Genomic DNA, 13975 nt, shown 5'->3' on the forward strand with positions numbered 1-13975 from the left:
TATTAGTCCTATGTATAATAAAAAAATAGAATAAAAGGCTACCGTACAAGTACAGTAACCTTTCACTTTTAGTCTTATTTAACTGCATCTTTAAGAGCTTTACCTGGTTTGAATGCAGGTACTTTGCTTGCAGCGATTTGGATTTCTTCCCCTGTTTGAGGGTTACGACCTTTACGTGCAGCACGTTCGCGCACTTCAAAGTTACCAAAACCGATTAATTGAACTTTTTCACCCGCACTTAGAGTAGATTGGATAGTTTCAAATACTGCATCAACTGCTGCAGTTGCATCTTTTTTAGTTAAACCTGTAGAAGTTGCAACGCTTTCGATTAATTCTGCTTTGTTAGCCATGTGTATTTCACCTCCCTCGAAAAGAAGAATAAATGCTTTGTTTAATATAAGCAAATATACATCGATAATACCAAATTTGAGTGGTCCAAAATTGGCTTGAAAGAAATTATTGAACTGAAATTCAGAAACAACATTTCTTCTAAAAAGATATCATACAAATGCTGATACTGCAATGATTTTTACTATTTTAAGCGTATTTTTTAATCATTTCTTCCATTTTTTTCAAATTGTTTGAAATGACGTCCCGAATGTGTTAAAATGCTTATTTTCTTTGTCTAGCAATGATTCTAATCGGTGTTCCTTCAAAAGTGAAGGCATCACGAATACGGTTTTCTAAGAAACGTGAATATGAAAAATGAAGCATTTCAGGTTCATTAACAAAAATGACAAAAGTAGGTGGTTTTACAGCAACTTGAGTTGCATAATAAATTTTCAAACGTTTGCCTTTATCTGTTGGCGTCGGATTCATTGCAACAGCATCCATAATAACATCATTTAAGACTGCTGATTGGATACGTAAGTTTTGACTCATGCTAACGCGTTCAATAACTTCTGGCAATGTGTGCAGACGTTGTTTTGTTTTTGCAGAAACATAAACAATTGGTGCATAGCTTAGGTAAGCAAATGATTCACGAATGTCTTCTTCGAATTTTTTCATTGTACTGTTGTCTTTTTCTAGGGTATCCCATTTATTTACAACAATAATAACCCCTTTACCCGCTTCATGGGCAAATCCTGCTACCTTCTTGTCTTGCTCTCTAATGCCTTCTTCTGCGTCTAACACACAAAGAACCACGTCTGAACGTTCAATCGCTCTCAATGCACGTAACACACTGTATTTTTCAGTCGATTCATACACTTTCCCACGTTTACGCATACCTGCTGTATCGATCATGACAAATTCTGTTCCATCAGCTGATTCAAATTTTGTATCAATCGCATCACGGGTAGTTCCAGCAACGTCAGATACAATCACACGCTCTTCACCAAGAATTGCGTTAACAAGTGATGATTTACCTACATTTGGACGACCAATGAAGCTGAATTTAATAACAGATTCATCATATTCTTCTTCTTCTTCCGTTGGAAAATGGCTGATTGCCGCATCTAGTAAATCCCCGATACCTAAACCATGACTTCCTGAGATTGGATAAGGATCGCCTAATCCTAATGAATAAAAGTCAAAAATATCATTTCTCATTTCAGGGTTATCCACTTTATTAACAGCTAATAACACTGGTTTGTGAGTACGATATAAAATTTTTGCAACATTTTCATCTGCGTCAGTTGCGCCTTCTCTACCACTTGTAATAAAAATAATAACATCGGCTTCGTCAATTGCAATTTCTGCTTGTTGTTTAATTTGTTCTAAAAATGGTTCGTCTCCAATATCGATTCCACCTGTATCAATAATATTAAACTCTTTACCTAACCATTCTCCTTGCGAATAAATACGGTCACGAGTCACTCCTGATACATCTTCTACGATTGAAATACGTTCACCTACGATACGATTAAAGATTGTTGATTTTCCTACATTTGGACGACCCACAATGGCGATAACTGGTTTTGCCATAGATTTAGCCTCCTTCTTTTTCTTTTATTTTATTGGATCAAAATGAGTGCTAAGCAATTATTTAATGTTCCCTTGTTTCCCACATGTCCATTGAAAGACACTTTTCAAAAGTACGAATTCTCTTTCAAGGATAAACTTCTAGCTTAGTTTTTTTACTGTTCCATCTAGTAGTTTATAGAATAACCCTTCAACATGCAAGCTTTTCTTATAGGAAGTACTCGCTTCATTAGAACTTTTCCATTTAAAAAAAGAGAAGCGCTTTTTAACGCTTCTCTTTTTTTAATTATTGATCGTCTTCAGTTGTCATATCAGAAAGTTGTTCCCCTAGAATATCTCCTAAAGTAAAACCTGTATCTTCTTCTGGCAATTCATAATCTACTACTTCTTCTTTTTCTTTAAGTCCAGCTGGTTTTTCTTGTAACGCTTTAATACTTAAAGATAAACGTTGATCATCAGGATTAACATCTAAGACTTTCACTTGGATTTCATCCCCCTCATGTAACACTTCATGTGGTGTTGCAATATGGTTATGTGAAATTTGTGAAATATGAACCAAACCTTCCACTCCTGGATAAACTTCAACAAATGCACCAAAGCTTGTTAAACGCTTCACTGTTCCAGTTAATGTCATTCCAATAGCTGCACGTTCTTCAATGTTGTCCCAAGGTCCTGGTTGAGTATCTTTGATTGATAATGAGATGCGTCCAGTTTCAGTATCAATGGAAAGGATTTTCACTTCGACTGAATCGCCAACAGTTAAAACATCTGCTGGATTTTTAACGTGGTCGTAAGAGATTTGTGAGATATGAACCAACCCGTCCACGCCACCTAAATCAATAAACGCACCAAAGTTTGTTAAGCGTGCAACCGTTCCAGTTACAGTATCGCCTTCAACTAATTTAGCTAATACTTCTTTTTTAGCAACTTCTTTTTCAGCTTCAACAACTGCTTTATGAGATAAAATCAAACGGTTTTCACTTGGCTCGATTTCAACGATTTTGAAACGTAAGGTTTGACCTTTATATACTGAAAAATCATCAACAAAGTGTGCATCTACCATTGAAGCTGGGACAAATCCACGTACACCAGCGTCCACTACCAATCCACCTTTAACTGCATCTGTAACAGGTGCTTCGATAATTGTTCCATTTTCAAAGTCTTTTTGGATGTCTTCCCATACTTTTTTAGCGTCGATGCGACGTTTAGAAAGTAAAAAGCTTCCATTTTCTTTGTCCATGATTGGTTTAATAACAACTAAATCAACAACGTCCCCAACATTCACAATATCTGTTACATTTTCAAAGGGTGAAGCTGATAATTCGTTGAAAGGAATGACGCCTTCAACGCCTCCTCCAATAATTCCAACAATTGCTTGTTTGTTATCTTGGATTTTTAGGATTTCACCTTTTACAATATCCCCAATATTAACTTCTTGGACACTGTTCATTGCATCCATCATTGTTTCTGTTGCTTCTACTTCTTGTTTTTCTACATGTTCTGTCATCATTAAATCCTCCTAACAGCTATTAAAGTCCTTCTTACCTATTTTAACGAATAATTTAAAATAATGCCACTAAAACATCACTATTTTACAGCATTTCTTTTGATATTACTGCTGTTTTGTGATAATTTCTTTAATTTTAGCAACGACGCCTTCTATTGATAGACTAGTTGTGTCGACTAAAAAGGCATCTTCTGCCTGAATTAAAGGGGAAACGGCTCGTGTTGAATCCTTATAATCGCGTTCTGCAATTTCTTTTTCGATAGTTTCAAGAGGGGTCATAATGCCTTTTTCAGTATTTTCTTTAAACCGACGTTCTGCTCGTTCAGAAACACTTGCAACCATAAATATTTTCACTTCAGCATCAGGTAAAACTGCCGTTCCAATATCGCGTCCATCCATTACGACACCACCGTCAGCGGCAATGAGTTGTTGGTACTTAACCAATTGTTTTCGAACTTCTCCATGGGCTGCAACGGCTGAAACATTATTCGTCACATCTGGTTGACGAATGGCGTCTGTTACTTCTTCATTGTTGATAAATACTTTTTGAATGGTTGTGCTTGGATCGAAACGTAGCTTCATTTTTTTTAATAGCTCAATAAGTCCTGCTTCGTCTTCTGGCGTAACACCATTTTGCAACGCATAGTAAGTCAACGCACGATACATCGCTCCTGTATCGCAATAAACATAACCTAAATCTTTTGCTACTATTTTAGCAACGGTACTTTTCCCCGCAGACGCAGGTCCGTCAATTGCAATTCTTAATTTTTTGGATTCCATTATTTGCCTTCTTTCTCTTAAAAATTACCTTTTTTACAAAATTAAAGCCGCCATATCTGACGGCTTTAAGCAATTAATTTAGTTTTAAAACGGTGCCAACTGGAACATTATCTGAACTTAAACCATTTAATGTTTTTAATTGTGCCACGGTTAATCCATTGTTAGTAGCAATACGATATAATGTATCTCCTACTTGAACGGTATGGGTTTTTGATGTTTCTGTTGCAGGTGGTTCTGTTGCAGGTGGTTCTTCACTTGCTGGAGGTGGCGTTGATTCCTCTGGCGGGGTTACTTCTTCTGATGAAGATTCCGCTGGTGGCTGTTCTTGTGAAACAGGTTCTTCACTTGAAGATACTTCTTCCTCTTTAGAGCTTTCTTCTTTTGAAGAAGAGCTTTCTTTTTTACTGCTTTCGCTGCTACTGCTACTACTCATTGTTACTTGATCATCATTAGATTTTGGATCTTCCGATGAGGCTGCATTTGTATACCACCAATAAGTTGCAATTGGCAAAATAATTAATAAGGCCAAAAATACACATAAAGTAGTTAAGATTGGAGAAATTCCACCCTTAGATTTTTTACGCGCCGTTCTAGAATAATTGCCTTCAGTCGTTCCTTCTTCTTCACTGAATTTACGCGACCACGCTTCTTTTGATGGGTCATTTGATTTATTTTTACTCATTTAGACTTCCTCCTAAAAATAGTTCGTCTTTATTGTACCATATTTCAGTTAGTCTTGTCTTTTAAAAGTTTCTAACGAAAACATCTCTTTTAAAATTTTTTCCCAAGAATCTACGCTTGAAAACGGTCTGTTTTCAAGACTTTTTTCATCTATTTGATAAATTTCTTCATCAATGCCACAATTGCTACAACAATTTCCTACCTTTTTATTAAGTTTTTCTTCAAAATAATGAAGAAGTACTTTTCGCTTGCATTGCTTTGTTTCTGCGTAAGTGACCATATAGCGCAATTGCTCTTCTTTACGGAACATGCGGGCTCTTAGTTGCTGTTTCGCATATGCGAGCGGAATGTCTGAAGCTAAATAATTTTCAAGCAACCGTTGTTGACTCTCACTACAGCTTCCTTCAAGTACGACTTGCTTACGGTAAACATACTCTAACATTGCTTCAGTAGGAAGATCATTTTCTTGTAAACGTACTTGAATATAGCTGTCACCTGCCTCATAAAGTAAAATAGCGATACTAGGTTGCCCATCACGACCGCAACGCCCAATTTCTTGCAAATACGCTTCTACACTCGCAGGCATATGATAGTGAATCACAAAACGAATATTTTTTTTATTGATGCCCATACCAAAGGCATTGGTCGCACAAATCACGTCAATTTCATCGTAAATAAACTGTTGTTGCAATAAGATACGGTCCGCTGTTTCTAAATCAGAGTGGTAGCTGGCAACACGAATGGTTAGGTTTTTTCTTAAAAAATCAGCCATATTGTCGGCCATTTTTTTACTTGAAAAATAGATAATTCCAGGTTTTTTTAACTTTCTAACTTGTTGGATCAGTTGTTCTTTTTTATCTTTATCACACGGAATGGTCACAAGTGCAATGTTTTTGCGATCAACAGAATGAACAATTTGGGTTGTTTGAAGTGGATCTAATTTTAAACTGACTAGAATGTCCTCTTTGACTTGGTGATTCGCCGTTGCTGTCAATGCCATCGTCAAAGGATTTCCTAATGCTTCTCGGATGCTTCCAAGTTCTAAATAATCCGGTCTAAAATCCATCCCCCATTGTGAAATACAATGGGCTTCGTCAATTGTAAACAATGCAATTTTCAACTGTTTCAAAGCTGTCAGAATGCGTTCATTTTGCAGCATTTCAGGAGATAAAAATAAAAATTTATATTCGTTTAGATGGCGAATAATGAACTCTTTTTCTGAATAATCAAGTAAACTGTTTAACGCTGCCACTCTTTTTTCTTTTAATAATTGCAATTGTTCTACTTGATCTTGCATCAACGATAGCAATGGCGAGACAATAACAACCGTCCCTTCTAATAGATAGCCCGTTAATTGGTAACAAATTGATTTTCCGGTGCCTGTTGGCAATAAAACCAGTGTGTCTTGTCCTTTTAATGCTGCTGTAATCGTTTCTTCTTGTCCATCTCTAAATGAATCATAGCCAAAATAAGTTTTCAACTTGTTTTTTAAGTTCTGTGAATCAACCATTTACCCGCCTTCTTTCAATTTGAAGTAAACGATAGATATAAAAAGGAACTTGATACCCTTGTTCTTCTATCTCATAATAACCAATTGTTGGATTTAGTTCAAATAATCCCATTATTTGTTGGTAAGTACGCTCTGCTATAAGGTCTTTAATGGGGTATGTTTCATCCATAATCGCTAATTCAATTAAGTGCTCTGAAACAGTACTAAGCTTTAATCCACGAGAATTTGCTACTTCTTCAAGAGCCTTTCCTTCGTCCATTAGTTTTTTAGTTGCCAATGTGCTTTGATTGAATAGGCTAATGTCATGAATGCTTTCTTGATAGAGTTCAAAAAAAAGTGGAAATTGATTTGTTTCTTTAATTTGCTTAATGCATTGAAACAAGGCATCAGTTAAAATCACCTGAACTTCGTCTAACTCCAGTTCTAAAAGGTTTGAGATTTGTTTGGTTGTTTTACCATAGGTTTTATAACCTGTTAGTTTTAAACTAATAACCGTTGCGCCACTCGGCTCTAACAGTGCTAGCAAATCCATCCATTCACTTGCAAACCGTTGACTTAACAGTTCTTTTGAAAGATTTTTTTTATGCATTTGCAACCATTTTTTAAGCCATAATTGCTGCTTCCATTCTTTTTCAATGGGTAAATACTGGACATTTTCGTGGCTCATTTCTGAAAGCACTTGAGTAACAAATGTCAACAACCGCCAAAATGATTTTAAACTTCTTCCTTCTAATAAACCATTAAAATGGCTAGGGTAATAATGCGTTTCAAAAAAAGTAGTAACTGACTGTTCGCCTTTTGGAGTCAAATAAACATGATTGTCTGATGCTTCTTCCAACTGATTTTTTTTCAATAGACTGTCAATTTTTTGGAGATAGTCCTCTTTTTCCAAGTGACGAAAGCAATTAAAAAAATGTTTTAATTGGTAACTTTCTGCTACATATAAAATTGAAGCCGTACGCTTGCCGGTTAGAATATGAAAGACTGATAGCGGTTTTTTTGCTTCTTTTCTTGAAAATAAACTTAAGAAGAGGTACTCTAAATAAAGTGATGATTCCAATCGACTCATTCCTTCCAAGTAAAATAAAAAGAGGTTAAACTATGTACTACACAAAAGTGGATCAAGAAAAATGCATTGCTTGCGGCTTGTGCCAAATTAAAGCACCCCAAGTATTTAATTATAATGAAGAAGGAATTGCTTATACAATTTCAGATAACAACAAAGGGATTCTCCCTTTACCTACCGACGTAATCCCCCATTTTAAAGAAGCTTATCAAGCTTGCCCAACTGGTGCGATCGTCAGAAGGACCACTCCGTTTTCTATAGAGTAATGCTTAGATCCTAGAAATACAGTAGAATGATACGTTGGGTTCTTTGTATCTTTAAACTTCATAAAAATAGAAATGTTGTTAAATCGATTAAATTTAACAACATTTCTTTAGTATATTAATAGTTTCGTAATTGATTTCTTAAAATCCATGGTTTTAATTTTGCAAATAATCCAATAAAAACAATTCCTACCACTAATCCTTTTAAAATATTAAAAGGCAATACGCCATACAATACTATTTCTTTCACAGGACCTAAATTAAAGCCCATGATTTTAATGTACAACGGTGTAATGACAAACCAGTTTGCAATTGATAAAACCGTGGTTAAAGAGACGGTTCCAACAATATTCGCCATCACGAGCGTTTTCATATCGTAACGTTGTTGCTTTGTAATAATAAAATAAATTGGTAGTCCATAGGCTAAACTCGCAATAAAGCTTGCAATATCGCCAATTGGATACCCCATATCGCCACCTGTTTGAATATAGTGAAGGACGGTTCTAATTAACGCCACTAGTACACCTCCAACAGGTCCGTATAAAAACATCCCCATCAAAACTGGCACATCACTAAACTCGACTTTCATAAAACTGGCACTTGGTAAGATTGGAAAAGCAAAAAACATCAGCACAAAGGCGATTGCTCCTAGCATTGCGATTCCGACTAACCTTTTGGTATTACTGGTTTTCATAAAAAATCCTCCTAAAAGGATTCATCTAGAGCGATTATGGAATATTCGAGAAAAATAAAAAACCCGCCTAACTTTTTCTTCAGAAAAAAAGTTAAACAGAGCCATTGAATTCACTCAAATAAGCCCCATCTTCTTTATCCAGACTTTACTGTCGGTATTGGAATTACACCAATTCAACCAATTGTCGAAACAATCAGTTCGTGGACTTTACCACCGGTCGGGAATTTCACCCTGCCCCTGAAGACGAATCATTATATTATTTTGTACACTCTCATGTACAACTAATAGTATACACAAATTTCATTTAATAAGCAATAGATATGCTAACAAATAGTAAGCAAAAAAACAATTCCTATAAAATAGGAATTGTTTTTTATTCATGTTTGTCTTGCTCATCCAAGTAAGGCAAATGAATGATAAAACGTGTCTTTGTATTAACTTCGCTTTGAACTTCCATATAGCCGTCATGTTCTTCAACGATATTTTTAACGATTGATAAGCCAATTCCAGTTCCTGTTTGATTTTGTTTATTCATCACTCGGGCTTTATCAGCTTTGTAGAAACGTTCAAAAATAAATGGTAAATCTTGTTTTGAAATTCCAGTTCCGTTATCAATAATTTCAATTAACAATTCGTCCATCACTTCATCTAAATGAATCGATAATTTCACATATCGAATTCCATCTGTTGGTTCAGCTAAACTGGTATGGCGAATAGCATTATTGATTAAATTAAATAAAACTTGGTTCATTTTATCTTCATCCATCCAATAACTCGTCATATCATCTTGAATCTCTAGGTCTAGCCGAACCTGATTGGATTCTGCTAATTGACCAAATCGAGTTAAAAGATCTTTGAAAAATTCATGTAAATCCACTTCGGTTTTTGTTAACTCAATATAACCTGCTTCCATTCTCGAAAGATCTAACATCTCGTTAACCATCCGGCTCATTCGTTCAGATTCTTCCCAGATAATTTTTGCCATTTCATGTTTTTCTTCATTCGTTTCAGCAACATCGTCTAATATTGCTTCACTATAGCCTCTTATCATCACTAAAGGCGTTCTTAATTCATGAGACACATTGTTAATAAAATCCACTCTCATCGTATCCAAACGACGTTCTTTTGTCATGTTTTGAATCGTTATCAGCACACCACGAACAATATAAGGAGCTTCACTGAAAAGCGGCACCAAGTTTAAATTGAAATACGCATCATCAATCTCTAATTCAAAACTCAACCCGTTTCTTTTTTCGATTACTTCATCAATTTTCCCATCTAACACATACGGAAGAATCTCACTTTCATGATATTGACCGTTTAACCGCCAACGGCTTAAAAAATCATCCCCTGTTAGATTAGAAGTTAAAAGCGTTTTATCTCGATTGTAATACAAGATCCCCGTCGTCATAGAAGACACAATGTGCGCCAATAATTCTTTTTCTTGTTTGGTAGACATTCCAATGGCTTCTAAAGATTTTCCCATTTTATTCATCGCTAGTGCTAACTGTGACAGTTCATCTTTAGAGTTGACAGGCACTTGATGTGAAAAATCATTTTTTGCGTATTCAAAAGCAACATCCCGCATATTGGCTAGCGGAGTTCCAATTCTATATTTAAGGAATTGATAAAACAACACTGATAAAATAAGAAGCATCACAAAAATAAAAGCTGTCCACTCCGTCATTTTTTTAGCTATTTTTGTTAAAAAAGATAAATCACCATATGAATACAGAACCCCCCGCTTGCCATCGTGTTCAAAGAAATTTACTTTTAGAATAAACGAACCATTTTTATTCTCTTCGTTGCTTTCCTCTTTTAACAACACGCTGTCTTTGCCAGAATGAATAATTTCTTTGACATCTTTACGATTCAATAATTGTGTCAAATAATTTTTAGGGAGTTCATTGTAGAAATCATTGTAAAAGACCGCTTTTTGATCGTCATATTCAAGATAAAAAAATAAATGTGAATCATAAGAAGTAAATTTATCTGTATTTTCTAAAACAAAAAGCGGATCAGTGATTACCCGCTTTTCAATACTTTTTATTGAGTCTTTAAAATCACTTAAATAGATTTCTTGAACATGTTTTTGATAGATATATGAATAAATTACTGTACTAGAAATCAAACAGAATGCAACAATCGCCATCGTGACTAACCATGTTCGAAATACAATACTATTTAGTTTAGTCATTCGCTTGTTACTCCTTATTTTCGTAATGAGAATTAAACTTATAACCTAATCCCCAAACAGTAACGATCATTTTAGCGGCTACTTCTGATTGTTGTGCTAGTTTTTCACGCAACCGTTTCACATGGGTATCCACTGTTCTTAAATCACCAAAAAACTCATATTTCCAAACTTCTCTAAGCAATTGCTCTCTGCCAAAAATTTGATCCGGCGCTTGGGCTAAATAAAGAAGTAAGTCGTATTCTTTTGGTGTTAAATTGACTGGCTTTCCATCTGATAAAACCCGATGTGCTTGATTGTCAATTTCTAAATGAGGAAAAACAATTAAGTCTGGATTTTCTTGTTTTTTAGGTTTTGCCAGTTGTGTTCGTTTCAAAATCGCTGCTACTCGCAAGACAACTTCTCTTGGACTAAATGGCTTTACAATATAATCATCTGCTCCAACTTCAAAACCTTGAACACGATTGGTTTCTTCACCTTTTGCTGTCAACATCATAATAGGGGTTTCTTTTTTTTCACGCAGTTGTTTAGCAACTTCAATACCATCCATTTTAGGTAGCATCAAGTCAAGTAAAATTAAGTCATAATCATTTTCAAGCGCTAGAAAAAGAGCATCTTCTCCATTGTCTGTTTCAGTAATGATAAAGTTTTCTCGCTCTAAATACATTCTTAATAAACGACGAATTCGATCTTCATCATCAACAACTAGTATATTTATTGCATCATTATTCATTTGGTAAACACCTCTTTCTCCAACTCCATCTAAAAATCGTTATTATATCATTAATTATACACAACAACTGTTTCATTTATCAACCAAAAAGGGTTTTATCTTATTTTTTCTTTTGTTGACTTTCTTTAGCAAGAACGCGAAGTTGGTTCACTTCAAAGCCTTTTAATTCACGCCATTCTCCTGGTTTTAATCCTTCCAAAGTCAAACCGCCGTATGTTTCACGTTTTAATTTTTGAACGGGATGGTTAATCGCCATAAACATATTTTTAACTTGATGATTACGTCCTTCAAAGATTGTAATTTCAACAATTGACGTTTGTTTTACTTTATCCACTGAAATAATTCTAGTCTGTGCTGGAGATGTTTTTTTACCGTCAATGACAATTCCCTTGTCTAATTTACGCGTGTCTGTCGGATAAATAACACCTTTTACTTTAGCCACATACGTTTTTGCAACGTGGTATTTAGGATGCATTAACATTTGAGAAAGTTCTCCGTCATTTGTCATCAGCAATAATCCCGTTGTGTCATAGTCTAAACGGCCAACCGGATAAATACGTTGTTTTACAGAACCAAAAAAGTCCGTTACAACAGGTCGATCTTTATCGTCACTCACAGCAGAAATCACATTTCTTGGTTTGTACAGTAAAAAGTAAACCGGTTCTTCACGATCGATTGGAACACCATCTACTTCAATATTATCTGAGTTTCCAACTTGAACACCCATATCTGTTACAACTTTTCCATTCACTCTAACGTGCCCTTTTGCAATTAATTCTTCTGCTTTTCTTCGAGAAGCTACACCTGCGTGTGCCATTACTTTTTGTAAACGTTCCATTATTTTATCCCCTTTATTCTTCATTATTTAGTTGAAATTGCTGGTTAAATTTTTCAAAGAATAAATCTGATTCGCTTTCATCAGGACTTTGTTCTAATTCATCAATTGTTGGCAATTCTTTTATATCTTTTAAGCCGAAATAATCCATAAAATAAGCAGATGTCCCATATAAAATGGCTCTTCCGGGTCCATTAACTCGGCCTTTGTCTTCAATTAAACCTCTTAAAAGAAGCTTTTGCAAAGCTCCACTTGTTTGCACGCCTCTAATTTCATCAATCTCCATCCGTGTTAACGGTTGTTTGTAGGCAATAATCGCAAGTGTTTCTAACGCAGCTTGTGATAAATTTGTGGATAGCGGAGACACTGCATATTTTTTAATTAAATCAGCATATTCTTTTTTAGTAGCCAATTGATAATGATTTCCTACTTCTAGAAGCATTAAACCATTTGTTTTAGACTCAATGTATCGCTGTTGTAATTGCATTAATAATTGATAGGTGAATTGCGTAGATGCATCAAGTAGCGAAGCCATCTCCTCTAAAGATAACCCTTCATCTCCCGACACAAAAAGCAATGCTTCAATTGCTGCTATTTCATTCATTGTGACCTTCTCCTTGATTAACGGACTCTTGATTTTCAAACACTAAAATATCGCCGCAAATTTCGGTTTGATTGATTCGAATAGTTCCTTCTTTAATCAATTCTAGTAAGGCCATAAAAGTAGTTACTAGTTCTGACTTCGTTGCAACATCAAAAAGATCTTCAAATAATAACCCATTTCGACTTTTTTGATTCGTTAATTTCTTTAAAATCAACTTCATTTTGTCGTCAATCGTCATTTCCTCTGCTTTAATTTTAGTTTGCATTGGGATTTTACGATTCTTTTTAGTTAGCATTTCATGAAAAGCCATAAATAAATCAATTGTTGTGATTTGCTCTGATTTTAAAGGAACTTCCGTTTGTAAATGTTGTAAATTTGTCGGCGTTTTAGTGTAATAGTGACTCCGTTCTTCTTCTTTATCTTTTAGTACCGTTGCTGCATATTTGTATTTACGATATTCTAATAGTTGTTCAACAAGAGCATCCCGTGGATCTTCTCCATCTTCATAGAACGCTTCTTCTTCGTCATCTAAAACAAGTTCTTGTTTAGGCAACAACATTTTACTTTTAATCGCCATTAATGTAGCGGCCATCACGAGATAATCGCCGGCAATATCCAGCTCTAATTCTTTCATCGTATGAAGATACGCCAGGTATTGAGCTGTGACTTCAGCCATTGGAATATCGTAAATATCCAACTCTAATTGTTGAATTAAATGAAGCAACAAATCAAGCGGCCCTTCAAACACATCAATTTTCACATTAATTTCAGCCATTCATTGATTCGCTCCTTCAATCTAGTTTCTATTCACTTCTTTGTTGCTCCCATTTTGCTATAATTGGAGCGGTTTCTAACGTACCAATTATTTTTTTATCTGGTGCTTTTTGTTGAAGTTCGTTGATCATTTTATAACTAATTCCTTCTTTACGGTAAGAAGGATTGATTGAAATATGACGAAGCAAAACCATCTCATCACTTATTTCTACCCCTAAAACGGCAATAATATCTGCACTTTCTTCACTGCGCCATAAATACAGTCGACGATGCTCGTCCGCTTCATACCATTCAATTTCTGATTTCAAGCGACTCACATCTTTTAAGTCTGGAATAAAAGATAGCAGCCCCATCATGATTTTCTCGTAATCATTTTTATAACTAATTAGCATCGATGACCCTCCATTCATA

At 35.2% G+C, this 13975-nt stretch carries 15 protein-coding genes and 1 riboswitch; of the genes, 1 reads left to right on the plus strand and 14 read right to left on the minus strand.

Annotated features, from left to right (window positions below; translation table 11 throughout):
* Positions 1-74 precede the first annotated feature (74 nt).
* The 7 genes from CDIMF43_RS08630 to CDIMF43_RS08660 all read right to left on the minus strand — a co-directional run bounded on the left by CDIMF43_RS08630 (position 75) and on the right by CDIMF43_RS08660 (position 7470).
* Positions 75-350 (minus strand): HU family DNA-binding protein, encoded by a 276-nt coding sequence (locus tag CDIMF43_RS08630; protein ID WP_074402679.1) that lies wholly within the window; start codon positions 348-350, stop codon positions 75-77.
* Between the two features lie 262 nt (positions 351-612).
* Positions 613-1926, minus strand: coding sequence for a ribosome biogenesis GTPase Der (gene der / locus CDIMF43_RS08635; protein WP_034569559.1), 1314 nt, complete (start codon positions 1924-1926; stop codon positions 613-615).
* 283 nt (positions 1927-2209) lie between these two features.
* Positions 2210-3430 (minus strand): 30S ribosomal protein S1, encoded by a 1221-nt coding sequence (rpsA, locus tag CDIMF43_RS08640; protein WP_109841772.1) that lies wholly within the window; start codon positions 3428-3430, stop codon positions 2210-2212.
* A gap of 105 nt (positions 3431-3535) precedes the next feature.
* Positions 3536-4210 carry a (d)CMP kinase gene (gene cmk / locus CDIMF43_RS08645; RefSeq protein ID WP_109841773.1) on the minus strand — a complete coding sequence of 225 codons (675 nt, stop codon included), beginning with the start codon at positions 4208-4210 and terminating at the stop codon, positions 3536-3538.
* A 73-nt stretch (positions 4211-4283) separates the two neighbouring features.
* Positions 4284-4892, minus strand: a complete 609-nt coding sequence (locus CDIMF43_RS08650) for an SAG1386/EF1546 family surface-associated protein (RefSeq protein WP_109841774.1) — start codon at positions 4890-4892, stop codon at positions 4284-4286.
* A gap of 48 nt (positions 4893-4940) precedes the next feature.
* Positions 4941-6401: a RecQ family ATP-dependent DNA helicase gene (locus CDIMF43_RS08655; RefSeq protein ID WP_109841775.1), complete on the minus strand. Its 1461-nt coding sequence runs from the start codon at positions 6399-6401 to the stop codon at positions 4941-4943.
* The gene (locus tag CDIMF43_RS08660; protein ID WP_109841776.1) at positions 6394-7470 is read right to left on the minus strand and encodes a YpbB family protein; all 1077 of its coding nucleotides are present in this window, start codon (positions 7468-7470) and stop codon (positions 6394-6396) included. Before CDIMF43_RS08660 ends, CDIMF43_RS08655 begins: the two co-directional genes overlap by 8 nt.
* 32 nt (positions 7471-7502) lie before the next feature.
* On the opposite strand from CDIMF43_RS08660, the gene CDIMF43_RS08665 reads away from it, so the two are divergent.
* On the plus strand, positions 7503-7733 hold the full coding sequence (locus CDIMF43_RS08665) for a ferredoxin (protein ID WP_074402673.1): 231 nt from the start codon (positions 7503-7505) through the stop codon (positions 7731-7733).
* Positions 7734-7848: 115 nt separating this feature from the next.
* Here the strand turns inward: CDIMF43_RS08665 and CDIMF43_RS08670 are convergent, their stop codons facing one another.
* The 7 genes from CDIMF43_RS08670 to CDIMF43_RS08700 form a co-directional block, all read right to left on the minus strand.
* Positions 7849-8424, minus strand: coding sequence for an ECF transporter S component (locus tag CDIMF43_RS08670; protein ID WP_074402672.1), 576 nt, complete (start codon positions 8422-8424; stop codon positions 7849-7851).
* A gap of 123 nt (positions 8425-8547) precedes the next feature.
* Positions 8548-8673: riboswitch (FMN riboswitch) on the minus strand.
* Between the two features lie 124 nt (positions 8674-8797).
* Positions 8798-10621 (minus strand): HAMP domain-containing sensor histidine kinase, encoded by a 1824-nt coding sequence (locus CDIMF43_RS08675; protein ID WP_109841777.1) that lies wholly within the window; start codon positions 10619-10621, stop codon positions 8798-8800.
* A gap of 7 nt (positions 10622-10628) precedes the next feature.
* Positions 10629-11351 carry a response regulator transcription factor gene (locus CDIMF43_RS08680; RefSeq protein WP_109841778.1) on the minus strand — a complete coding sequence of 241 codons (723 nt, stop codon included), beginning with the start codon at positions 11349-11351 and terminating at the stop codon, positions 10629-10631.
* A 100-nt stretch (positions 11352-11451) separates the two neighbouring features.
* Complete coding sequence (locus CDIMF43_RS08685) at positions 11452-12189, minus strand: pseudouridine synthase (RefSeq protein WP_074402669.1); 738 nt, start codon at positions 12187-12189, stop codon at positions 11452-11454.
* Positions 12190-12202: 13 nt separating this feature from the next.
* Positions 12203-12790 (minus strand): SMC-Scp complex subunit ScpB, encoded by a 588-nt coding sequence (scpB, locus tag CDIMF43_RS08690; RefSeq protein WP_074402668.1) that lies wholly within the window; start codon positions 12788-12790, stop codon positions 12203-12205.
* Positions 12783-13565, minus strand: coding sequence for a segregation/condensation protein A (locus CDIMF43_RS08695; RefSeq protein WP_074402667.1), 783 nt, complete (start codon positions 13563-13565; stop codon positions 12783-12785). Before CDIMF43_RS08695 ends, scpB begins: the two co-directional genes overlap by 8 nt.
* A 28-nt stretch (positions 13566-13593) precedes the next feature.
* The gene (locus tag CDIMF43_RS08700) at positions 13594-13956 is read right to left on the minus strand and encodes a GNAT family N-acetyltransferase (RefSeq protein WP_074402666.1); all 363 of its coding nucleotides are present in this window, start codon (positions 13954-13956) and stop codon (positions 13594-13596) included.
* Between the last annotated feature and the right edge of the window lie 19 nt (positions 13957-13975).

The organism is Carnobacterium divergens (assembly GCF_900258435.1).
Lineage (GTDB): Bacteria > Bacillota > Bacilli > Lactobacillales > Carnobacteriaceae > Carnobacterium > Carnobacterium divergens_A.